19 protein-coding genes are annotated in these 21337 nt (G+C 59.5%); 3 read left to right on the plus strand and 16 right to left on the minus strand.

The window, feature by feature from the left end; translation table 11 throughout:
• Window positions 1-172: 172 nt before the first annotated feature.
• Entirely contained in the window at window positions 173-508 is a 336-nt protein-coding gene (locus V7747_RS16195; protein WP_335617054.1) for a hypothetical protein, read from the minus strand.
• 231 nt (window positions 509-739) lie between these two features.
• On the opposite strand from V7747_RS16195, the gene V7747_RS16200 reads away from it, so the two are divergent.
• On the plus strand, window positions 740-1705 hold the full coding sequence (locus V7747_RS16200; RefSeq protein WP_335617055.1) for an integron integrase: 966 nt from the start codon (window positions 740-742) through the stop codon (window positions 1703-1705).
• Between the two features lie 311 nt (window positions 1706-2016).
• Here V7747_RS16200 and purL read toward each other — a convergent pair whose 3' ends face one another.
• A complete protein-coding gene (gene purL / locus V7747_RS16205; protein ID WP_335617056.1) occupies window positions 2017-5913 on the minus strand; it encodes a phosphoribosylformylglycinamidine synthase in 3897 nt (1298 codons plus the stop codon).
• A 167-nt stretch (window positions 5914-6080) separates the two neighbouring features.
• On the opposite strand from purL, the gene mltF reads away from it, so the two are divergent.
• The gene (mltF, locus tag V7747_RS16210; RefSeq protein ID WP_335617057.1) at window positions 6081-7523 is read left to right on the plus strand and encodes a membrane-bound lytic murein transglycosylase MltF; all 1443 of its coding nucleotides are present in this window, start codon (window positions 6081-6083) and stop codon (window positions 7521-7523) included.
• A gap of 106 nt (window positions 7524-7629) precedes the next feature.
• Here the strand turns inward: mltF and tadA are convergent, their stop codons facing one another.
• The 4 genes from tadA to V7747_RS16230 form a co-directional block, all read right to left on the minus strand.
• Window positions 7630-8091, minus strand: a complete 462-nt coding sequence (gene tadA / locus V7747_RS16215; protein ID WP_335617058.1) for a tRNA adenosine(34) deaminase TadA — start codon at window positions 8089-8091, stop codon at window positions 7630-7632.
• A 13-nt stretch (window positions 8092-8104) separates the two neighbouring features.
• Window positions 8105-10012 (minus strand): sulfate adenylyltransferase subunit CysN, encoded by a 1908-nt coding sequence (cysN, locus tag V7747_RS16220; protein ID WP_335617059.1) that lies wholly within the window; start codon window positions 10010-10012, stop codon window positions 8105-8107.
• Window positions 10013-10167: 155 nt separating this feature from the next.
• The gene (gene cysD, locus V7747_RS16225; protein ID WP_092287902.1) at window positions 10168-11073 is read right to left on the minus strand and encodes a sulfate adenylyltransferase subunit CysD; all 906 of its coding nucleotides are present in this window, start codon (window positions 11071-11073) and stop codon (window positions 10168-10170) included.
• Window positions 11074-11226: 153 nt separating this feature from the next.
• Window positions 11227-11985 (minus strand): Nif3-like dinuclear metal center hexameric protein, encoded by a 759-nt coding sequence (locus tag V7747_RS16230; RefSeq protein ID WP_335617060.1) that lies wholly within the window; start codon window positions 11983-11985, stop codon window positions 11227-11229.
• 306 nt (window positions 11986-12291) lie between these two features.
• Here V7747_RS16230 and V7747_RS16235 point away from each other — a divergent pair, with 306 nt between their 5' ends.
• The gene (locus tag V7747_RS16235) at window positions 12292-13431 is read left to right on the plus strand and encodes a S1C family serine protease (protein ID WP_335617061.1); all 1140 of its coding nucleotides are present in this window, start codon (window positions 12292-12294) and stop codon (window positions 13429-13431) included.
• A 5-nt stretch (window positions 13432-13436) separates the two neighbouring features.
• Here V7747_RS16235 and hisC read toward each other — a convergent pair whose 3' ends face one another.
• From hisC to V7747_RS16285, 10 genes are all read right to left on the minus strand, one after another.
• The gene (gene hisC, locus V7747_RS16240; RefSeq protein ID WP_335617062.1) at window positions 13437-14492 is read right to left on the minus strand and encodes a histidinol-phosphate transaminase; all 1056 of its coding nucleotides are present in this window, start codon (window positions 14490-14492) and stop codon (window positions 13437-13439) included.
• 24 nt (window positions 14493-14516) lie between these two features.
• On the minus strand, window positions 14517-15827 hold the full coding sequence (gene hisD / locus V7747_RS16245) for a histidinol dehydrogenase (RefSeq protein ID WP_335617063.1): 1311 nt from the start codon (window positions 15825-15827) through the stop codon (window positions 14517-14519).
• A gap of 39 nt (window positions 15828-15866) precedes the next feature.
• The gene (gene hisG / locus V7747_RS16250; protein WP_335617064.1) at window positions 15867-16508 is read right to left on the minus strand and encodes an ATP phosphoribosyltransferase; all 642 of its coding nucleotides are present in this window, start codon (window positions 16506-16508) and stop codon (window positions 15867-15869) included.
• Between the two features lie 11 nt (window positions 16509-16519).
• On the minus strand, window positions 16520-17785 hold the full coding sequence (gene murA / locus V7747_RS16255; protein ID WP_335617065.1) for a UDP-N-acetylglucosamine 1-carboxyvinyltransferase: 1266 nt from the start codon (window positions 17783-17785) through the stop codon (window positions 16520-16522).
• A gap of 22 nt (window positions 17786-17807) precedes the next feature.
• The gene (locus V7747_RS16260) at window positions 17808-18047 is read right to left on the minus strand and encodes a BolA family protein (RefSeq protein WP_335617066.1); all 240 of its coding nucleotides are present in this window, start codon (window positions 18045-18047) and stop codon (window positions 17808-17810) included.
• A 61-nt stretch (window positions 18048-18108) separates the two neighbouring features.
• Complete coding sequence (locus V7747_RS16265) at window positions 18109-18432, minus strand: STAS domain-containing protein (protein WP_335617067.1); 324 nt, start codon at window positions 18430-18432, stop codon at window positions 18109-18111.
• Window positions 18429-19073 carry an MlaC/ttg2D family ABC transporter substrate-binding protein gene (locus V7747_RS16270; RefSeq protein WP_335617068.1) on the minus strand — a complete coding sequence of 215 codons (645 nt, stop codon included), beginning with the start codon at window positions 19071-19073 and terminating at the stop codon, window positions 18429-18431. The genes V7747_RS16265 and V7747_RS16270 overlap by 4 nt, the downstream gene beginning before the upstream one ends.
• Before the next feature lie 26 nt (window positions 19074-19099).
• Window positions 19100-19564, minus strand: coding sequence for an outer membrane lipid asymmetry maintenance protein MlaD (mlaD, locus tag V7747_RS16275; RefSeq protein ID WP_335617069.1), 465 nt, complete (start codon window positions 19562-19564; stop codon window positions 19100-19102).
• Window positions 19565-19583: 19 nt separating this feature from the next.
• Window positions 19584-20354, minus strand: a complete 771-nt coding sequence (gene mlaE / locus V7747_RS16280) for a lipid asymmetry maintenance ABC transporter permease subunit MlaE (protein WP_335617195.1) — start codon at window positions 20352-20354, stop codon at window positions 19584-19586.
• Between the two features lie 5 nt (window positions 20355-20359).
• Window positions 20360-21178, minus strand: a complete 819-nt coding sequence (locus tag V7747_RS16285) for an ATP-binding cassette domain-containing protein (RefSeq protein ID WP_335617070.1) — start codon at window positions 21176-21178, stop codon at window positions 20360-20362.
• Window positions 21179-21337: the final 159 nt, after the last annotated feature.

The raw sequence follows: 21337 nt of genomic DNA on the forward strand, positions 1-21337 counted from the left end.
CCTAACGATAGATTGTTGAGGTTTGAATTTTGCGGACTTCCATGCGGGCACATTCCTTTGCTTTTATGCCTAACGCCTCAAACACTGGCTTGGTGAAGTTGGCGGCTTTTTTGCGCAAGCGAAAAAGGTGACAGCTTTACCAAGTCCGCGTGCTTTGACTTGTTAGAGGTTTTTAGATGATCCAAGGTTCGCCCCCACCAATTGAAATTTGCATTGTTTCAAATTGTTCTGAGTTATCACAAAGATGAACAGATAAACCATTCTCTAGGGTAATAACAATGGCCTTTGCACCCTGAGTTCGTACAGATTCTACCGGTACATTCATTATTTCGTAGAAAGCAGAGTCTGGCCAATTCCCTTCTTCCCACGCTCCAATCTCTACTTCGTTTTTAAACAAGCCAATTCTAGATTGGACGGCGAAGTCAACCTCACCAAAAGAAAACTGGATGTCAAATTGCCCGACTCTGATTTGAGTACACTCAGAGCCTGCCATTAGATCAAGATTCAACTCCTTTGGTATTCCGTACATATGACCTCTAACAGCTAAGTGGACCGCCGGCTTTATCATTGCATATTAGTGCCGTCTTCATATCAACGCACTACGCCGACTTCCAAGGATTAAAATTACCAAACGAAAACAATAGCTTGCGCGCGCAACGCAGTCAGCAAGCTGTAATCGCTTGACTTCCTCTTTTTCTGCTCTCAATAATACTGTACAAACATACAGCAAGGACGCCGCATGGAAACCACTGCTCCCAAACCGCGCCTGCGCGAACAGTTTCGCAACGTCATCAGGGTCAATCATTACAGCATTCGTACCGAAAAGACTTACTGGTACTGGATACGCTACTTCCTGCGTTATCACCGCATGCGTCATCCGCTGGACATGGGACCGGCTGAAGTCAACGAATTTCTTACCTGGCTGGCGGTGAGCAGGCATGTGGCTTCTGCTACACAGAATCAGGCGCTCAATGCTCTGGTGTTTCTGTATGGCAAGGTGCTGGATCGTCCGCTGGGCGATATCGGCGACACTGTTCGGGCCAAACGCCCTGCGCGCATTCCGACGGTGCTGACGCATTCCGAGGCAACCCAGATCATTGGGCTGCTGCCTGAGCCTCATAAGCTGATCGCTTCGCTGATGTACGGCTCGGGGCTGCGTGTTGTCGAAGCCTGTAGGCTGCGAGTTAAAGATATCGACTTTGACCGGCAGATCATCACGGTGCGCAGCGGCAAGGGAGATAAGGACCGCACCACGCTGCTGCCGGCGCCACTGATTGAACCACTGCGAGAGCGCCGGGCCCGCATACGGTGTGCCTGGAGCGAGAAAGACGCGTTCTACCAGTGTGACGCCAGCCTGCCCTACGCTCTGCGCCGCAAATACCCTAACGCGGCACGGTCGCTGGAGTGGCAGTGGCTGTTCCCTTCCACGGGGTTGTGCGCAGACGATGAGGGCAACATAGTTCGGCACCACTTGCATGTTAGCGCCGTGCAAAAAGTGGTGAGGCGCGCAGTGCGCGAGGCAGCGATTGGTAAGCCTGCCAGCTGCCATACCTTTCGACACACCTTCGCTACCGAGCTGCTTCGCCGTGGTAGCGATATTCGCACCGTGCAGACGCTGCTGGGGCATACCGATGTACGTACCACGCAGATTTATACCCATGTCCTTGGTAATGCCTTTGCCGGTGTACAGAGCCCGCTGGGTTAGCGGCTAATCAACAAGCACGCTACCGCCCTATCCTATCCACGGACAAGTTGGCGGAATATCAATATTAATGAGAAAAGGAGTGCCGGCTGTCCTTGCCGGGACGGTGGTTGTGAACCACCGCAGAGGCGGGATAACTGCAATTCCTTTGCTTGAACTGAGAGTAATTCAGGCCGGGCTTTTTTGTCCAAGGGCTTTTTCAAGGCGGGCGTTTCAGGGCACGCCTTTTTAGGCCGGCGTTTCAAGGTATAACGGCCAGAAAGCACAATCCCGGCGGGCGCCGGGATTGTGGGGATTTGCTACTGCAGGCGAGGTTAACCCACCCACACCCGCGCGTTGCGGAACATGCGCATCCAGGCGCCGTCCTCACTCCAGTCATCCGGGCACCAGGAGTTTTGCACAGCGCGGAACACACGCTCGGGGTGCGGCATCATGATGGTGACGCGACCATCGCGGGTGGTCAGGCCGGTAATGCCACGCGGCGAGCCGTTAGGGTTGGCCGGGTAACGTTCGGTCATACGCCCGCGGTTATCCACGTAGCGCAGGGCAACCGCGTTGGCGGCTTCACAGGCGTCGACGGCGGCGCTGTCGGCAAACTCGGCGTGGCCTTCACCGTGGGCGATGGCAATCGGCATACGTGAACCGACCATGCCGTTGAGGAAGATCGACGGCGAAGGCTGTACTTCTACCATAGCCACCCGTGCCTCAAACTGCTCGGACTTGTTGCGCACAAAGTGCGGCCAGTGGTCACTGCCAGGGATCAGTTCGCGCAGGTTGGAGAGCATCTGGCAACCGTTGCACACGCCCAGCGCAAAGGTATCCGGGCGGGCAAAAAACTCGCTGAAGGCCTCGCGGGCGATGGCATTGAACAGGATCGACTTGGCCCAACCTTCGCCGGCACCCAGTACGTCGCCGTACGAGAAACCACCACAGGCGACCAAACCACGGAAGCCTTCGAGCGTGACGCGACCACTGAGAATGTCGCTCATGTGCACGTCGATGGCGGTGAAACCGGCGCGGGTGAACGCGGCGGCCATTTCTACCTGACCGTTGACGCCCTGCTCACGCAGGATGGCGATGCGTGGCCGGTTGCCCGAAGCGATCAGCGGCGCGGCGACGTCTTCGTTCACATCAAAGCTGAGCAGCGCCTGCAGGCCAGGGTTGGCATCGTCGGCGATGGCTTCAAATTCCTGGTCGGCGCATTCGACGTTGTCACGCAAACGCTGAATCTGCCAGCTGGTCTCGGCCCAGGCGCGCTGCCAGGCGGCACGCGAGTGCTCAAGAACGTTATTACCGTTGAACTGGAAGACGATGGCCGGATCACTGCTGGGCTGGCCGATCACGGCGCAGCAGTCACCCAGGCCGGCGGCGGAGAACTGACTCAGTACGTCGGCGGTATCGTCCTGGGAGACCTGTATCACGGCGCCCAGCTCTTCGCTGAACAGCACAGCAGGCAGGGCCTTGGCATCCTGCGCCAGCACGTCGAGGTTGATGCTCAAACCGCAGCGCGCGGCAAAGGCCATTTCTGCGAGCGTGGTAAACAGGCCGCCGTCGGAGCGGTCGTGGTAGGCCAGCAGCAGCTCGTCCTGGTTCAGCCCTTGAATGACCGCGAAGAAGGCCTTGAGGTCTTCGGCGTCATCCAGGTCAGGTACGCTTTGGCCGATCTTGTTGTACACCTGCGCCAGAGCAGAACCGCCCATGCGATTCTGACCACGCCCCAGATCGATGGCGATCAGGTCGGTGGGGCCATGGTCCAGCCGCAATTGCGGCGTGAGGGTGGCGCGCACATCCTGCACTGGGGCAAAACCGGTCACCACCAGCGACAGCGGGGAGGTCACCGACTTCTCGGCGCCGGCGTCATCCCAGCGGGTTTTCATCGACATGGAGTCCTTGCCGACCGGGATGGTAATACCCAGCTCGGGGCACAGCTCCATGCCGACGGCCTTGACGGTGTCATACAGGCGGGCATCTTCGCCGGGATGGCCGGCGGCGGACATCCAGTTGGCCGACAGCTTGATGTCAGACAGACGATCAATGCGCGCGGCGGCCAGGTTGGTCACGGTTTCTGCCACGGCCATGCGGCCAGAGGCCGGGGCGTCCAGCAGGGCCAGGGGTGTACGCTCGCCCATGGCCATGGCTTCACCGGTATTCACATCAAAACTGGTGGCGGTGACTGCGCAATCGGCAACCGGCACCTGCCAGGGGCCGACCATCTGGTCGCGTGCGACCAGACCGGTAATGCTGCGGTCACCAATGGTGATCAGGAAGCTCTTGCTGGCGACCGCCGGCAAACGCAGTACGCGCTCGGCGGCTTCGGCCAGATCAACCGCGCTGGCGTCAAAGTCATCGCCCTGCTCGGCTTCGCGCTCGACGCTGCGGTGCATGCGCGGTGGCTTGCCGAGCAGTACTGAAAGCGGCATATCGACGGGCTGGTTATCGAAGTGTTCGTCGTTGAGCACCAGCAGCTGCTCTTCGGTGGCCTCGCCAACTACCGCGAACGGGCAGCGCTCACGCTGGCAGATCGCCTCAAAGCGCTCGTAATCGGCGTTCGGTACGGCCATCACATAACGCTCTTGCGACTCGTTCGACCAGATTTCCAGCGGGCTCATGCCGGGCTCGTCGTTCGGTACGTTACGCAGCTCGAAGCGGCCGCCACGGCCACCATCGTTGACCAGTTCCGGGAAGGCATTGGACAGCCCGCCCGCGCCCACATCGTGAATAAAGGCGATGGGGTTCTTGTCGCCCAGTTGCCAGCAGCGGTCGATGACCTCCTGGCAGCGGCGCTCCATTTCCGGGTTCTCGCGCTGCACCGAAGCAAAGTCCAGGTCTTCGGCGCTGCTGCCAGTAGCCATGGACGACGCGGCGCCGCCGCCCAGACCAATCAGCATGGCCGGGCCGCCAAGCACGATCAGCTTGGCGCCAACCGGAATCTCGGACTTCTCGACGTGGGTCGCGCGGATGTTGCCCATACCGCCGGCCAGCATGATCGGCTTGTGGTAACCGCGCGTTTCCGGGCCGCGCGGCGAGGCGACGGTCTGCTCGAAGGTACGGAAGTAACCGTTCAGGTTGGGGCGACCAAATTCGTTGTTGAAGGCAGCCCCGCCCAGCGGGCCTTCGATCATGATCTGCAGCGGCGTGACGATACGCGCCGGCTTGCCGTTGTCTTCTTCCCAGGGTTGGGTAAAGCCGGGAATGCGCAGGTTGGAGACGGTAAAACCGGTCAGGCCGGCCTTGGGTTTGCCGCCGATACCGGTGGCGCCCTCGTCACGAATCTCACCACCGGAGCCGGTGGAGGCACCCGGGAAAGGCGCAATCGCCGTCGGGTGGTTGTGGGTCTCGACCTTCATCAGGATGTGCACCGGCTCTTCATGGGCACGGTACTCGTTGCTGCCAGGGGCCGGGAAGAAACGACCGGCGGTAAAGCCTTCTATCACCGCGGCGTTGTCTTTGTAGGCCGAGAGCACCCCTTCGCTGTGCAGTTCGTAGGTGTTCTTGATCATGCCGAACAGGCTCTTGTCCTGCGCCTGGCCGTCGATATCCCAGGTCGCATTGAAGATCTTGTGGCGGCAATGCTCGGAGTTGGCCTGGGCAAACATCATCAGCTCAACGTCGCTGGGGTTGCGCTCCAGGGCGGTAAAGCTCTCGACCAGATAATCGATTTCGTCATCGGCCAGCGCCAGGCCCAGAGTGCTGTTGGCCTCAACCAGGGCAGCGCGGCCACCGGCCAGCACGTCGACGCGGCTGAAAGGCTTGGGCTGGGTATGCTCAAACAGGCCGGCGGCGGCCTCCAGGTCATCCAGCGCCACTTCGGTCATGCGGTCGTGCAGTTCGGCGACCAGTTGCTGACGCTGCGCAGCGTCAAACTCACCCGTGACGTAATAGGCCACGCCGCGCTCCAGCCGAGCCACCTGACTCAAGCCACAGTTGCGGGCAATGTCCGTTGCCTTGCTTGACCAGGGTGAAATGGTGCCGAAACGCGGCATCACCAGCACCAGCTCGCCAGCGGGCTCTTCAACCGCGACCGAGGGGCCGTAGCGCAACAGGCGCTCCAGCACCTGCTGGGATTGCTCGTCCAGCGCTGCGTTCAGCTCGGCAAAATGCATGAATTCGGCATACACACCGGTCACACCAGCGACGCGGTTTTGCAGGCGGGCGAGCAGTTTGCTGCGGCGAAAATCGGAAAGGGCTGGGGCTCCACGCAGGATATGCATGTCGGTAACGGCCTCGGAGATGCGGAAATGGGAAAAAGAAGGCGCATAGGATACCTCAAGCCGCGCCAACGGGCCATGCCGCGCGCAACCGCGCTGCGCACAGAATCCACCAAAACAGGGTAAAGGTCGCGCTATTGTGCTGCTGCGCTTTTGCCTATACTGGCGCCATGCAACAAAAACCGGCCCGCAAATGTCATTTCCCGGCTCTGGCAGTCGCCCTGTGCGCAGCGCTGCTGACGGCCTGCGAACAAAGCACCCAACTGGAAGATATCCGGGAGGCCGGAGAGCTGCGCGTCATTACCCGTAACACCCCTACTACCTTTTATCAGGACCGCAACGGCGATACCGGGCTGGAATACGAGCTGAGTAAGCGCTTCGCCGACAGCTTGGGGGTAGAGCTGCAAATACAAAGCGCCGATACGGTCGAGAATCTCTACCAGCAGCTCGGCAGCGACAAAGGCCCCGATCTGGCCGCTGCCGGTCTCACCGTCAACCCCGAGCGCGAGGCTCAGATACGCTTCGCCACGTCCTATCTGCAAGTCACCCCGCAGGTGGTTTACCGTCGCGGCAGCAGCAAGCCGCGACGCATCGAGGATCTGTATGGCCGCCGTCTGATGGTACTCAAGGGCAGCACCCTGGCCGATGAATTGCGCGCCCTGCAAAGCGATCATCCAGAGCTGATATTCGAGGAATCCGACAGCGTTGAAGTGGTCGACCTGCTGCGCATGGTCAACGATGACGAGATTGACGCCGCCGTGGTCTACTCCAACGAGCTGGTGGTCAACCAGGCGTTCTATCCGGCCGTCAGCGTGGCCTTTGATCTGGGTGAAGAGCAGCCCATGGCCTGGGCTCTGAAACAGCGCCCCGACAGCACTCTGCTGGAGGCCATCAACGGATTTTTTGCCGACATCAAGTCCGATGGCACGCTGGATCAGCTGATCGAGCGATTTTACGGCCACTCCGACGTACTCGACTACGTGGGCGCACGCGCCTTTGCCGAGCACATGCAGTCCCGGCTGCCGCGGTATGAAACCTTTCTGCGTCAGGCTGGCGAGCAATACAGCCTGGACTGGCGCTTGCTGGCTGCCATGGCCTATCAGGAGTCGCTCTGGGACGAGACGGCACGCTCGGCCACCGGGGTGCGCGGTTTAATGATGCTGACCCTGCCCACGGCCAAATTTGTGGGTGTCACCAATCGCGTGGACCCGCAGCAGAGCATCATGGGTGGCGCACGCTACCTGGTGTGGGTGCGCGATCAGCTGTCTACCGACATTCCAGAACCGGACCGCACCTGGTTCGCGCTGGCCGCCTACAACGTCGGGCTGGGGCATCTGGACGATGCACGCAAGCTGACCGAGAAGAACGGCCGCGACCCGAACCGCTGGATCGACGTGAAGGATTTTCTGCCACTGCTGCAGAAAAAGCAGTGGTACACCCAAACCCGTTATGGCTACGCCCGCGGTTCGGAACCCGTGCACTACGTACAGAACATTCGCCGCTATCACGATATTCTGCAGTGGGTAACGCAGCCGCAATCGGAATCGCGCCAACAGGCAACCGAGCAATATCTGGCACCGGGAATTCTCGAGCAACTGCCGGACGGCATCTAACAGGGAAGCACCACACAGCGGCGCAGCAAGCATCTTGCCACTAGCGCGCCAGCAAGGCGCGCGTTATTGCAAACGACTCAACCCCATTGCAGGGTAAGCCCATCATTCAACCCTTCGCGCGCCGCTCCCGGAAAAATCCCGTCAGCAGTTCACTCGCCTCTTGCGCCAACACCCCACCCTCGACCAACATCCGGTGATTCATCCAGCTTTGCTCCAGCACCTGACTGCGACTGATCACAGCGCCGGAGCGTGGCTCCTGTGCACCATAGACCAGGCGTCCGATGCGGCTGTGAATCAGCAGCCCGGCGCACATAGTGCAGGGTTCCAGAGTGACATAAAGGGTGGCACCAGGCAGACGGTAGTTCTGCACGGCAGCGGCGGCCTGCCGAATGGCAACCATTTCTGCGTGAGCACTGGGGTCCTGGCTGCTGATCGGCTGATTGAAGCCCCGGCCGATCACCTCGCCATCGCGCACCAGCACGGCACCGACCGGGACTTCACCCAGCTCGGCGGCGCGCTGCGCCTCAGCCAACGCCAGCCGCATGAAGTCGATATCCGCTGGCGTCATGGCTGTACCCGCATCAGATCAGCTTGCGTTCGCGCAGCAGGCCAACCACCTTCTCGACACAGCCGTTAAGGTCCAGCTCGGCGGTGTTGAGTACCAGGTCGGCATCTTCCGGCGCCTCGTAGGGGAAGGACACACCCGGGATGGTGCCTTCTACATTCGCGGCATAGATACCGGACGGATCGCGCGACTGGCAAACATCCATAGGGGTATCCAGATACACCAGCAGGCAGCGCTCACCCAGAATGTAACGCGCCGTCGCGCGGCTTTCTTCGGTCGGTGCCACAAAGGCGCCAATGGCGATCAGACCCGCTTCGTTCATCTGGCGAGCAATGCGTGCCCCCTTGTGCAGGTTTTCGGCACGGCCGGCGGCGTCCAGCGGTAGGCCCTTGCTCAGATCCTGACGCAGCTCTTTGCCATCCAGCACGTAGCAGGCGCGACCGGCGTCAAACAGTTTGCGCTCCAGCGCGTAGGCAATACTGCTCTTGCCGGAGCCCGACAGACCGGTGAACAACAACGTGACTGGGTCCTGACCAAAACGCTCGGCGCGCTCGCGTGCGGTCACGTGTGCAAAGGCGCCATGCTGGCTGGTACCGTCGCTGTGACTCTGCGCTCCTTTGGCGACGATCATGCCGGCACCCACGGTGCCGTTGGTCATGCGGTCGATGACGATGAAGGCACCCGAGGTGTGGTTGCTCTGGTAGTCGTCATAGGCAATCGGACGCTCAAGCGACAGCTCGACGCGACCGATTTCGTTGAGCGCCAGCTGCGCCGCGCTCTGCTCTTCCAGCGTATTCACATCAATACGGTGCTGAATGCGGGTGAAGGAGCCTGGGCTGTTGCTGGTGGCGCGCTTGATGTCGTACTTGCGGCCAGGTTGCATTGGCTGCTCAGCCATCCACACCAGGGTGGCGTCGAACTGATCGCCGATCAGCGGGCGGTTGTCGGCGTGGCACAGCACGTCACCGCGGGAAATGTCGATCTCGTCTTCCAGCGTCAGGGTTACCGCCTGGCCGGGGCCGGCCACTTCCAGTTCGCCGTCAAAGGTGACAATGGATTTGACCTGGCTGCGCTTGCCCGAGGGCAGCACGACCAGCTCGTCACCCTTGTGCACCACGCCCGAGGCGATGGTGCCGGCAAAGCCACGGAAGTTCAGATTCGGGCGGGTCACCAGCTGCACCGGGAAGCGCAGATCGGTGAGGTTGCGATCGGCCGCGATCTCGACCGTTTCCAGAATTTCCATCAGCGTCTGGCCGGTATACCAAGGGCTGCGTTCGCTGCGGTTAACCACGTTGTCGCCCTTGAGCGCGGACATGGGCACAAAATGCACACTGTTGCCATCGAGCAGTTCCAGGCCCTTGGCAAACTCGCGGTAGTCGTTGCAGATGCCTTCAAAGACGTCCTGATCAAAGTCCTTCAGGTCCATCTTGTTGACCGCTACCACGATGTGCTTGATGCCCAACAGCGAGGCGATAAAGCTGTGGCGCTTGGTTTGCGTCTGCACGCCGTAACGTGCGTCAATCAGAATGATGGCCAGATCGCAGGTGGACGCACCAGTCGCCATGTTGCGCGTGTACTGCTCATGGCCAGGAGTATCGGCGATGATGAACTTGCGCTTGGCGGTTGAGAAGTAACGGTAAGCCACATCAATGGTGATGCCCTGCTCACGCTCGGCTTGCAGACCATCGACCAGCAGCGCCAGATCCACTTCTTCACCGGTGGTACCGGATTTTTTGGAGTCGCGGGTGATGGCTTCCATGTGATCTTCATAGATCATTTTGGAGTCGTGCAGCAGACGCCCGATCAGCGTGCTCTTGCCGTCATCCACGTTGCCGCAGGTTAGAAAGCGCAGCAATTCCTTGCGTTCATGCTGGGACAGGTAGGCCAGGATGTCCTGACTGATCAAATCCGACTGGTGACTCATTGTGCTAGCTCCAAGCTGCAGGCATCACGCTCTTGCCTGCATCCATAAAATAATTCGTGTGGCGCAACCCGTTTCGGGTTGATCGGTGCGCTGGCGACTGCCTGCACTCACCGGCCTGTCTGTTCACTGCTCCGCCGCGTGCGGTCGGACACAGCCTAGAAGTAACCCTGACGCTTCTTCTCTTCCATCGAGCCGGCCTGGTCGTGGTCGATGACCCGGCCCTGGCGCTCGGAGGTACGCGTCAGCAACATCTCCTGAATGATTTCCGGCAGGCTGGCGGCGGTAGACTCCACCGCACCGGTCAACGGGTAGCAGCCCAAGGTACGGAAACGCACCTGCTTCATTTCCGGCGTTTCGCCCGGCTCCAGCGGCATACGGTCATCATCAACCATGATCAGTGAACCGTTGCGCTCCACCACCGGACGCTCGGCAGCAAAGTACAGCGGGACAATCGGGATGCTTTCCAGATAGATGTATTGCCAGATGTCCAGCTCGGTCCAGTTGGACAGCGGGAAGACGCGAATGCTTTCGCCCTTGTGCACCTTTCCGTTGTAGACATTCCACAGCTCGGGGCGCTGGTTTTTTGGATCCCACCGGTGGTGCTTGTCGCGGAAAGAGTAGACGCGCTCCTTCGCACGGGACTTTTCCTCGTCACGGCGGGCGCCACCGAAAGCGGCGTCAAAGCCATACTTGTCGAGCGCCTGCTTCAGACCCTGGGTCTTCATCACATCGGTGTGCACCGCACTGCCGTGGGTGAAGGGGTTGATGCCCTGCGCTACGCCCTCGGGGTTTTGGTGCACCAGCAGGTCGAGGTCCATTTCCTTGACCATTTTTTCGCGAAACTCGTACATTGCCTGGAATTTCCAACCGGTATCGACATGCAGCACCGGGAACGGCAAACGGCCGGGATAGAAGGCCTTGCGCGCCAGGTGCAGCATCACGGCGGAGTCTTTACCGATCGAATAGAGCATGACCGGGTTCTGGAACTCGGCTGCCACTTCACGAATGATGTGAATGCTTTCCGCTTCCAGTTGCTTTAGATGGGTCAGTTTTTCCAGCATGGTGTACTCGCGTTGAACGGGGGGAATTAGTCCCGGGCACAAATTTGGCAGGCATTGTAACAAAGCGCTGTGATTCTAATAAGCGCCGCCCCAATACCTATAAGTTATAAAGATATAGCCGGAACGTGGTTGTTCTTCCTTACTCCGGCGTGCTCATACCGGGTTATCCATATCGATAAAACGGTGCTCCAGGCCGAATTGCTGCGCCAGGTGCTCACCCAGCGCCTGCACACCATAACGTTCAGTGGCATGGTGGCCTGCGGCGTAGAAGTTAATCCCGTTCTCGCGCGCAGCGTGCACAGTGGGTTCCGAGACCTCGCCGGTGACAAAGGCATCCACCCCCTGGGCGATCGCCTTGTCGATGTAGCCCTGCGCTGCGCCAGTACACCAGGCAATACGCTTGACCGCGCGCTGATGACCAGCAATGAACAGCGGCGCACGACCCAGCGCAGCCGCCAACGCCTGCGCCAGTTGCTCGCCAGTCTGCGCTTGCGGCAACTCACCCACGAGCCCCACCGAGCGCGGATTGCCAAGCTCCAGCGGACCTCTGACCTGCCACCCCAGCAGCTTGGCCAGTTGAACGTTGTTTCCCAGCTCGGCGTGCACGTCCAACGGCAGATGGTAGGCCAGCAGATTCAGGTCATTGCTCAGCAGCGTCTTCAGGCGCCGCTGCTTGATCCCCGTTACCGGTGCGGACTCGCCTTTCCAGAAATATCCGTGATGCACCAGCAGCAAATCGGCCTGCGCGGCGACGGCTGCATCGAGCAAATCCTGGCTGGCGGTGACGCCGGTAACGATGCGCTGCACCTGCTGCGTCCCTTCAACTTGCAGCCCATTGGGGCAGTAGTCGTTAAAGGCGTCGCTGGCCAACAGGGTATTGCAGTAATCCACCAGTGTGTTGCGATCCACCATCCAGCGTTCCTCCTATACAGATCAGGCGGCCATTTTCCGGCCTCTGCGCCCTAGTTACAACAATAGGTAGATCACGCCTGCATAATCCGTGGTTAACCCTTATAATGCGGGCCACGTAGGCGGTATTCACAATCACCGCCACGGCCTCGCCAACATCCACTGCAACAGGCCAGGCGAGATAGCCAGATTCAACAGCATATTGGCAGCGCAGATCGATCTTCATGCAACCTGCCAGACAGTACAGATCGAGCGCAATCTCGGCACCAAGGTGCCCCTAGCGCTCAACACACGTCAGGACAGGGTTTGATGAAGAATCTCTTGCGCAGTATGGGCTGGCCAGTGGTTTGCGGGGTATTGCTGGCGATGGTGATCATTCAGCAGTTCCCCCAGTGGCTTGGCCTGCCGGCACACGATATCGTACTGCGTGAAGTCTCCGAAACACGTTCCGACATGGGCCTGGTGTCTTACTCGGCCGGCGTCGAACGCGCAGCACCAGCGGTCGTCAATATCTACACCAGCAAGCAGACGGCCTCACGTGCCAACCAGAACTTTGATAATCCGAGCGTCAGAGACTACGCCGACTCGCTGCCGAATCCCGAGCGTCGCCAATCCAGCCTGGGCTCGGCGGTAATCCTCAACTCTGATGGCTACCTGCTGACCAATAACCACGTCATTGCCGGCTCGGACGAGATTCTGGTGGCGCTGCAGGACGGCCGCGAAGCCCTGGCCAGATTGATCGGCACCGACCCCGAAACGGATCTCGCAGTACTCAAGATCGATCTGCCCAACCTGCCGGCTGTGACCATCGACTCGCGCGACCAGCAACGCATTGGTGACGTGGTCATGGCCATTGGCAACCCCTTCGGGCTGGGTCAGACAGTCACTATGGGCATTATCAGCGCCACCGGCCGCAACCAGTTGGGGCTAAATACCTACGAAGACTTTATCCAGACCGACGCGGCGATCAACCAGGGCAACTCGGGTGGCGCACTGGTGGATGCCCAAGGCAACTTGATTGGCATCAATACCGCGATCTTCTCCCAAGCCGGTTCGGCACAGGGCATTGGATTTGCTATTCCAGCCAAGCTGGCGGTCGAAGTGATGCAGGCCATCATTCAGCACGGACGGGTCATCCGCGGCTGGCTGGGTGTTGAGGTACAGCCGATGACACCAGAACTGGCCGAATCCTTCGGGCTGGATATCAGTCAAGGCATTGTAGTGGCCAGCCTGTACCGCAACGGGCCGGCGTGGAATGCGGGCCTGCTGCCCGGCGATGTGATCCTGCGAATTGACAACCAGCCCGCCACCAGCGGCCGTCAGGCGATGAACCAGGTCGCCCGCGCCAAGCCCGGCGACCGTATCAAGCTGAATGTGTTGCGTAACGGCGAAGAGATCAGCTTCAGCGCAGAAGTGGGTGTGCGCCCCAGCTTCCGCGCAGCCAGCTAAGACAATTACAGGATCGCTTTGAGCGCGGCCAGTAGCGCCTGGTTCTGCGCTTCGGTGCCAATGGTGATCCGCAGGAACTGGTCGATACGCGGCAGCTTGAAGTGCCGCACTATCACTTTCTGCTCGCGCAGTCCCTGCGCCAACTCGGCAGCGTCACGCTGCGCGTGTCGGGTAAACACGAAGTTGGCCTGCGATGGCAGCACTTCAAAACCCAACGCCAACAGCGCCTCGGTGAGCTGGTCACGGCTAGCAATAACGGCCTTGCGGGTGTCATCGAACCATTGCCGGTCCTGCATCGCCGCTACGGCGCCCACAATCGCCAGACGATCTAGCGGATAGGAGTTAAAACTGTTCTTGATGCGCTCCAGCGCCTCGATCAAATCAGCGTGCCCTACCGCGAAGCCGACACGCAACCCAGCCAGCGAGCGCGACTTCGACAGGGTCTGAGTGACCAGCAGGTTGGGGTAGCGGCCGACCAGGGCAATAGCTGTTTCGCCGCCGAAATCGACATAGGCTTCATCCACTACCACCACCGAATCCGGACTACCCCGCACTATTTCCTCGACCTCCGCGAGCGGCAAGCCGACGCCGGTAGGCGCATTGGGGTTGGGAAAGATAATGCCGCCATTGGCTTGCCGGTAATCAGCGGGCGACAGGCAGAAGTCCTCATCCAGCGGCTGCGGCGCAGCGTCTATACCGTACAGCCCACAGTAGACAGGATAAAAACTGTAGGTGATGTCCGGATAGAGCACCGGTTGCCCATGCTGAAACAGGCCGTGAAAGATATGCGCCAACACCTCGTCCGAGCCATTGCCGACAAATACCTGGGCGCTGCTAACGCCGTAATACTCGGCAATCTCTGCTTTCAGCGCGTCGGCGTTGGGCGCCGGATAGAGGCGCAGGCTGTCATTCAGTTCCCGCTGAATAGCGTCCACCACCCTGGGCGACGGGCCGTAGGGGTTCTCGTTGGTGTTCAGCTTGATCAGGTTTTCAACTTTGGGCTGCTCACCTGGCACATAGGGCACCAGATCCTTGACGAAAGGGCTCCAGAAACGGCTCACAGGGACTCTCCAGATGTGCAGGGGTCAGGGTTTAATTCGGTATTCCGCGCTACGCGCGTGGGCGGTCAGGCTTTCGCCGCGGGCCAGTACCGATGCTGTTTTGCCCAGATCGGAGGCGCCTTCGGGCGAGCAAAAGATCACCGAGGAACGCTTCTGGAAATCATACACACCAAGCGGCGAGGAAAAGCGCGCGGTGCCCGAGGTAGGCAGCACATGATTCGGGCCCGCGCAGTAATCCCCCAAGGCTTCCGGAGTGTACCGCCCCATGAAGATTGCACCCGCATGACGAATCAGCGGCAGCAGGGCATCAGGGTCCTCAACGGACAGCTCAAGGTGTTCTGGCGCAATGCGGTTGGCCAGTTCACAAGCCTGTGCCAGATCCTCTACCTTGATCAGCGCCGCGCGGTTTTCCAGCGAGACCCGCACGATGGACTCGCGCTCGAGCTCGCCCAGCAAGCGATTGAGACTCGCCTCTACGGCATCCAGGAAGTCGGCGTCAGGTGAGAGCAGGATGGACTGCGCGTCTTCGTCGTGCTCTGCCTGGGAGAACAGGTCCATGGCAATCCAGTCCGGGTCGGTCTGACCATCACATACCACCAGAATTTCGGAAGGGCCGGCGATCATGTCGATGCCCACCTGGCCGAACACCGCACGCTTGGCGGTCGCCACATAAATATTGCCGGGTCCGACAATCTTGTCGACCCGCGGAATGGATTCGGTACCGTAAGCCAGCGCGGCTACCGCTTGCGCACCACCCACAGTAAACACGCGATCGACACCCGCCAGGCAGGCTGCCGCCAGTACCAGCTCGTTGATTTCACCACGCGGCGTGGGTACCACCATCACTACCTCGGGCACGCCGGCAACCTTGGCCGGAATCGCATTCATCAGTACCGATGAGGGATAAGACGCCTTGCCGCCCGGGACGTAGAGGCCGGCGCGATCCAGCGGAGTGATCTGCTGACCCAGCACGGTGCCATCGGCTTCGGTATAGCGCCAGGACTCCTGACGCTGATGCTCGTGATAGCGCTTGACCCTTTCGGCGGCCACCGCCAGGGCTTCCCGCTGCTCGGCGGTGATGCGCTCAAGAGCTTGCTCCAGACGTGCGCGATCCAGCACCAGATCAGCCATGCTGCTGACCTGCAGGCCATCGAAGCGGCCGGTGTATTCCACCAGCGCCGCATCACCACGCTCGCGCACAGCCGCAATGATTTCCTCAACCCGGTCATTGACCGCCTTATCGGAGACACCCTCCCAAGCCAGCAGCGCGTCCAGATGCTGGGAAAAATCGCTCTGATTGGCGTTCAGACGGGCGATTTTCAGCGGCGTGCTCATAAGGGGTACCTTCGACAGTGGGGTAGGAATAAACAAATACTAATTGGCGCGTTGTTCGACCGCGGTCGCCAGCAAATCAATCAGCGCCTTGATACGCGCGTGCTTCATTTTCATGGATGCCTTGTTGACGATCAGCCGCGAGCTGATGTCAGCGATCATCTCCTGTGGCTCAAGCCCATTCGCCCGCAGCGTGTTGCCGGTATCGACAACGTCGATGATCTTGTCCGCCAGACCCACCAGCGGCGCCAGCTCCATGGAGCCGTAGAGCTTGATCACATCAACCTGACGCCCTTGCTCGGCATAGTAACGGCGCGCCACATTGACGAATTTGGTTGCAACCTTCAGCCGCCCGCTTGGCTCCGGCGTATTCACCGGGCCGGCCGTCATCAGCTTGCAGATAGCAATCTTCAGATCCAGCGGCTCGTAGAGCCCCTGGCTGCCGTACTCCATAAGCACATCCTTGCCGGCCACACCAAGGTCAGCGGCACCATGCTCGACATAGGTCGGCACATCGGTGGCCCGCACGATCAGCAGGCGCACATCCGGATCGGAGGTGGAGAAAATCAGCTTACGGCTTTTCTCCAGGTCTTCAAGCGGCTCGATACCAGCTTCTTTCAGCAGCGGCAGGGTATCGTCGAGGATGCGCCCCTTGGACAGCGCGATGGTCAGACTCTGGCTCATGACAACTCTCGTTATGCCGGCACCCGACGGATGATACCGCCAAGGGCCTGCAGTTTTTCTTCAATGCATTCGTAGCCGCGATCAATGTGATAAATGCGGTCAACCATGGTGTCGCCTTCAGCAACAAGACCGGCAATCACCAGACTGGCAGAAGCGCGCAGATCCGTTGCCATGACGGGGGCACCTTTGAGCTGCTCCACGCCGGTCACAATGGCCGTGTTACCTTCAACCAGAATGTGCGCGCCCATGCGGTTCATTTCCTGCACATGCATGAAGCGGTTTTCAAACACGGTCTCGATCACGGTACCGGTCCCCTCGGCTACGGTATTCATAGCCACAAACTGCGCCTGCATGTCGGTCGGGAAAGCCGGGTACGGCGCCGTACGCAGGTTGATAGCACGCGGACGGTTACCTTTCATATCGAGCTCGATCCAGTTCTTGCCGGTATCGATATGGGCGCCCGCCTCTTCCAGTTTGAGCAGTACCGACTCGAGAATAGAGGCGTCGGTGTCCTTTACCTTGATACGGCCGCGCGTCGCCGCGGCCGCGACCAGATAGGTACCGGTTTCAATACGGTCAGGCATCACCGAGTAACGCGCACCATGCAGGCGCTCCACACCGTGAATGGTGATGGTGGCAGTACCGTGGCCGGAAATCTGCGCGCCCATGGCGATCAGGCATTCAGCCAGATCCACTACCTCAGGCTCACGCGCAGCGTTCTCCAGAACCGTTTTACCCTTGGCCAGGGTCGCGGCCATGAGAATATTCTCGGTCCCCGTCACCGACACAGTGTCGAAAAAGAAATGCGCGCCACGCAAGCCGCCAGGTGGCGCTTCAGCCTTGATATAGCCACCGTCGACGGTAATGGTTGCGCCCATCGCCTCAAGACCGCGAATGTGCAAATCCACTGGCCGCGAACCGATCGCACAGCCACCGGGCAGCGCCACCTCTGCCTTGCCGAAATGCGCCACCATCGGCCCAAGCACCAGAATCGAGGCACGCATGGTTTTCACCAATTCGTAGGGTGCAACCAGCGTGGTGATACTGGTGGGATTGACCTCTACGTTGAGCTTTTCATCCACCACCGGTTGCACGCCCATGCGACCAAACAACTCGATCATGGTCGTGATGTCGTGCAGGTGCGGCAGGTTGCAGATGGTGACCGCCTCATCCGCCAGCAGTGTGGCAGCCAGGATCGGCAGGGCGGAGTTCTTGGCTCCGGAAATACGAATTTCCCCATCCAGGCGGTTGCCGCCGGTGATGATCAGCTTGTCCATACGGAATCTCTTTCTCCAGACCTCAGGCGCGACTCGCCCAGGCCTCTTGGGTATAAAACTTCATGGTTACCGCATGGATACGACCATCGGCAATATAGTCATTCAACAAGGCATAAATCTGTTGCTGGCGCTTGACCGGCGATTGCGCGGCAAGTGCATCGCTGATCACGTTGAGCTGAAAGTTGCAGCCCTCACCTTCTACCGCCACCTGGGTATCGGCCAGGCTGGATTCAATCAGCTGTTTCACTTCAGTGGATTGCATGGTCTGTGTCTCCATCGGCTGGCCTGCCTCGCGGCAAACCACAACATAGGCAAAACGGGGTTCAGGCAGCGGATACCTGATGCAGCCATACATCCAGACCACACACCTCGGCAATGCTCCGCAGACCTGCGGGCACACCGCTCAAGCGCAAGGTACGCCCAGACTCGGCTGCCTGCTCGGCAACGCGCAACAACAGCGACAAACCGACGCTGTTTACCCGCTGCAACCCCGAAAGGTCGAGCATGATATCACCTCTGCTGGCAGCAATCCGCTCTGCCAGCTGTTCACGCACAGCCAGCACGCTGACAAAGTCGAGATCGCCCTGCAATTGCAGCAGGCCGTTCTCGCCCGTCTGCACGCTGGCGCGTGCCGGCTCGACACTCACTGATTGGCTTCCTGCTTGACAGTGTCACGCGACTTGGCAACCACGCTGCCCCAGTTATCGATCACGGCATCGAGATCGTTGCGATTGGCTTTCATCGCCTGGGCAAACTGATCGCGGAACAGCAGCCCGATATTGATGCCCTCGACGATCACGTTGCGCACTTTCCACTGACCATCAACTTCACTCATGGTGTAGGTGGCGGTGTAGATCTGACCATCATTGGCCTTAACCTGCATGTCGACGCTGGCCCGATCCGGGCGTGGCTCACGGCTGTTCGGCGGCAGCACGGTAATTTCACCGCTCTTGAACTCCAACAGCGCATTCCCGTAGAACTGCACCATGCTGCGCTTGAAGGTATCAATGAAGCGTTGTACCTGCTCATCTGACGCGCTACGGCTGTAGCGAACTGTCATCACACTGCTGGCAATACCTTCAAAGTCGACGACCGGATCAAGCACTTCATTGAGCCCCTGCAAAAAAGCGTCAGGATCGTTGCGATAGGTTTCACGGTTGGCGTCCAGCACCTGCATGACCTTGCGCGAGGTATCGTCCACCACCTGCTGAGGTGTGGCTGCAGCGGCCAGCACCAAGGCAGGCATACTGACCATCAGGGCCAGAAAAAACTGGGTTACTGCACGCATGGTGACTCTCCTGTTAGCTACGCTGATCAATCTTCTTTGCTCACGGTATTGAGCAGAAAGCGCCCAATCAGCTCTTCGAGCACCAGGGCTGACTGGGTGTCATAAATTTCCGAACCGTCAGTCAGCACTTCATCATCGCCACCCACGGAGATGCCGACATACTTCTCGCCGAGCAGCCCGGCGGTCAGAATCGAGGCTGTACTGTCCGCCGGCAGGGTATTGATATTGCTTCTGATCGCCATGTCGACGCGGGCACTGTAACGGGTCTTGTCAAACTCGATAGCGGTGACCTGGCCGATGGTTACCCCCGACATGGTGATTTTGGCCTTGGGCGTGAGCCCGGCCACATTATCAAAATAGGCATGCACGCTATAGGTGTCGCCGGCACTACTGGGGGTGAGCCCACTTACCCGAACCGCCAGCACAGCCAGGGCAAGCAGCCCCGCCAAGATAAATACACCGACGATCAATTCCAGATTACGGGTACGCATTGGTTGTTTCCTTGGCTAATCAGAACATCAAAGCAGTGAGAATAAAGTCCAGCCCAAGCACGGCCAGGGAGGCATAGACGACAGTGCGCGTGGTTGAGCGACTGATGCCCTCCGAGGTCGGCTCACAGTCGTACCCCTGAAATACCGCTATCCAGGTAACCACAAAGGCAAAGGCCACCGCCTTGACCATGCCGTTGAGCACGTCATCGACGAACTCAACCGAATTTTGCATATTCGCCCAGTAAGAGCCGGAATAAACCCCCAACCAGTCCACCGCGACCAGTGAGCCACCCCAGATGCCGACCACACAGAAGATCATGGCCAGCAATGGCATGGATATAAACCCGGCCCACAGCCGCGGCGCTATCACGTACTTCAACGGATCAACACCGATCATTTCCATGCTGGACAGCTGCTCGGTGGCCTTCATCAGACCGATCTCGGCGGTCAGCGCAGACCCCGCACGACCAGCGAACAGCAGCGCCGTCACTACCGGGCCCAACTCTCGCAACAGCGTCAGCGCAACCATCTGACCGACCGCCTGCTCTGAGCCGTAACCAACCAGAATGTTGTAACCCTGCAGGGCCAACACCATGCCGATGAACAACCCCGACACGATAATAATGGCCAGCGACAGCACACCCACCGAATAGAGCTGCTGGAGCAGCAACGTAAAGGCGTTCCCGAAACGCGCGCGCCCCAGCAATGCGTTGAATAGAAACAGTCCAGAGCGACCCAGTGCCGAAAGGGTATCCAGACCAGCGCGGCCAAGCAGGCCAACCCGCGACATCACGCTCACTGCTTGTGCTCCCGCTGCAACAGGTCCGACAAGTATTCAGGCGCCTGAAAGTGGAAGGGGACCGGACCATCCGGCTCACCCTGCATGAATTGACGAATGCGCGGATTATCCGAATTCATCAGTTCATCCGGCGTACCCTGGCCCAGAACCTGACCGTCACCCACTACATATAAATAGTCAGCAATGCTCGCGGTTTCCGCCAGATCGTGCGAAACGACAATACTGGTCAGCCCCAACGCATCGTTCAGCAAACGGATCAGGCGTACCAGCACCCCCATGGAAATCGGGTCCTGGCCCACGAAGGGCTCGTCGTACATCATCAACTCAGGATCCAGCGCAATCGCTCGTGCCAGCGCTACCCGCCGCTTCATACCACCAGACAGCTCATCGGGCATCAATTCGCGCGCACCGCGCAGGCCAACGGCCTGCAGCTTGAGCAGCACCAAGTCACGAATCATGTCTTCCGACAGCTCGGTATGCACACGCAGCGGAAAGGCTACATTCTCGAAGACGTTGAGATCCGTAAAAAGGGCACCACTCTGAAACAACATGCCCATATGCTGACGCGCGGCAAACAGCTGCTCGCGACCCAGCTCGGGAATATTCTGACCATTGACCCAGATGGCGCCACTGTCCGGCCGCAGCTGCGCGCCAATCAGGCGCAACAACGTGGTTTTGCCGCAACCCGACGGCCCCATGATGCCGGTCACCTTGCCGCGTGGAATGCGAATATCCACGCCATCGAAGATCAGCCGCGAGCCCCGTCGAAAGGTAATCTGCTGCAGATCAACAATGTAATCCGAAGAATCGGTCATATCTGGATGTGCTCTTCCCGATCGCGCCCACACCTCGGGCAAGTTAAGCCGCGTAATATATCAGTTACACCAGTACAGCCCAAGGCGGGAAACAATCCGTTACCCATAATTGGGTACTAGGTGGGACAGTCCGATCCGGAAAACGTGCCGGCTGGTGAG

The sequence above is a fragment of the Halopseudomonas sp. genome (assembly GCF_036960865.1).
Taxonomy (GTDB): domain Bacteria; phylum Pseudomonadota; class Gammaproteobacteria; order Pseudomonadales; family Pseudomonadaceae; genus Halopseudomonas.

What these genes read in the sequence shown, in the direction of transcription:
- V7747_RS16200 (WP_335617055.1), top strand. Translation starts at nt 740, where the DNA reads ATGGAAACCACTGCTCCCAAACCGCGCCTGCGCGAACAGTTTCGCAAC.
- purL (WP_335617056.1), bottom strand. Translation starts at nt 5,913, where the DNA reads ATGCATATCCTGCGTGGAGCCCCAGCCCTTTCCGATTTTCGCCGCAGC.
- mltF (WP_335617057.1), top strand. Translation starts at nt 6,081, where the DNA reads ATGCAACAAAAACCGGCCCGCAAATGTCATTTCCCGGCTCTGGCAGTC.
- tadA (WP_335617058.1), bottom strand. Translation starts at nt 8,091, where the DNA reads ATGACGCCAGCGGATATCGACTTCATGCGGCTGGCGTTGGCTGAGGCG.
- cysN (WP_335617059.1), bottom strand. Translation starts at nt 10,012, where the DNA reads ATGAGTCACCAGTCGGATTTGATCAGTCAGGACATCCTGGCCTACCTG.
- cysD (WP_092287902.1), bottom strand. Translation starts at nt 11,073, where the DNA reads ATGCTGGAAAAACTGACCCATCTAAAGCAACTGGAAGCGGAAAGCATT.
- V7747_RS16230 (WP_335617060.1), bottom strand. Translation starts at nt 11,985, where the DNA reads ATGGTGGATCGCAACACACTGGTGGATTACTGCAATACCCTGTTGGCC.
- V7747_RS16235 (WP_335617061.1), top strand. Translation starts at nt 12,292, where the DNA reads ATGAAGAATCTCTTGCGCAGTATGGGCTGGCCAGTGGTTTGCGGGGTA.
- hisD (WP_335617063.1), bottom strand. Translation starts at nt 15,827, where the DNA reads ATGAGCACGCCGCTGAAAATCGCCCGTCTGAACGCCAATCAGAGCGAT.
- hisG (WP_335617064.1), bottom strand. Translation starts at nt 16,508, where the DNA reads ATGAGCCAGAGTCTGACCATCGCGCTGTCCAAGGGGCGCATCCTCGAC.
- murA (WP_335617065.1), bottom strand. Translation starts at nt 17,785, where the DNA reads ATGGACAAGCTGATCATCACCGGCGGCAACCGCCTGGATGGGGAAATT.
- V7747_RS16260 (WP_335617066.1), bottom strand. Translation starts at nt 18,047, where the DNA reads ATGCAATCCACTGAAGTGAAACAGCTGATTGAATCCAGCCTGGCCGAT.
- V7747_RS16270 (WP_335617068.1), bottom strand. Translation starts at nt 19,073, where the DNA reads ATGCGTGCAGTAACCCAGTTTTTTCTGGCCCTGATGGTCAGTATGCCT.
- mlaD (WP_335617069.1), bottom strand. Translation starts at nt 19,564, where the DNA reads ATGCGTACCCGTAATCTGGAATTGATCGTCGGTGTATTTATCTTGGCG.
- mlaE (WP_335617195.1), bottom strand. Translation starts at nt 20,354, where the DNA reads ATGTCGCGGGTTGGCCTGCTTGGCCGCGCTGGTCTGGATACCCTTTCG.
- V7747_RS16285 (WP_335617070.1), bottom strand. Translation starts at nt 21,178, where the DNA reads ATGACCGATTCTTCGGATTACATTGTTGATCTGCAGCAGATTACCTTT.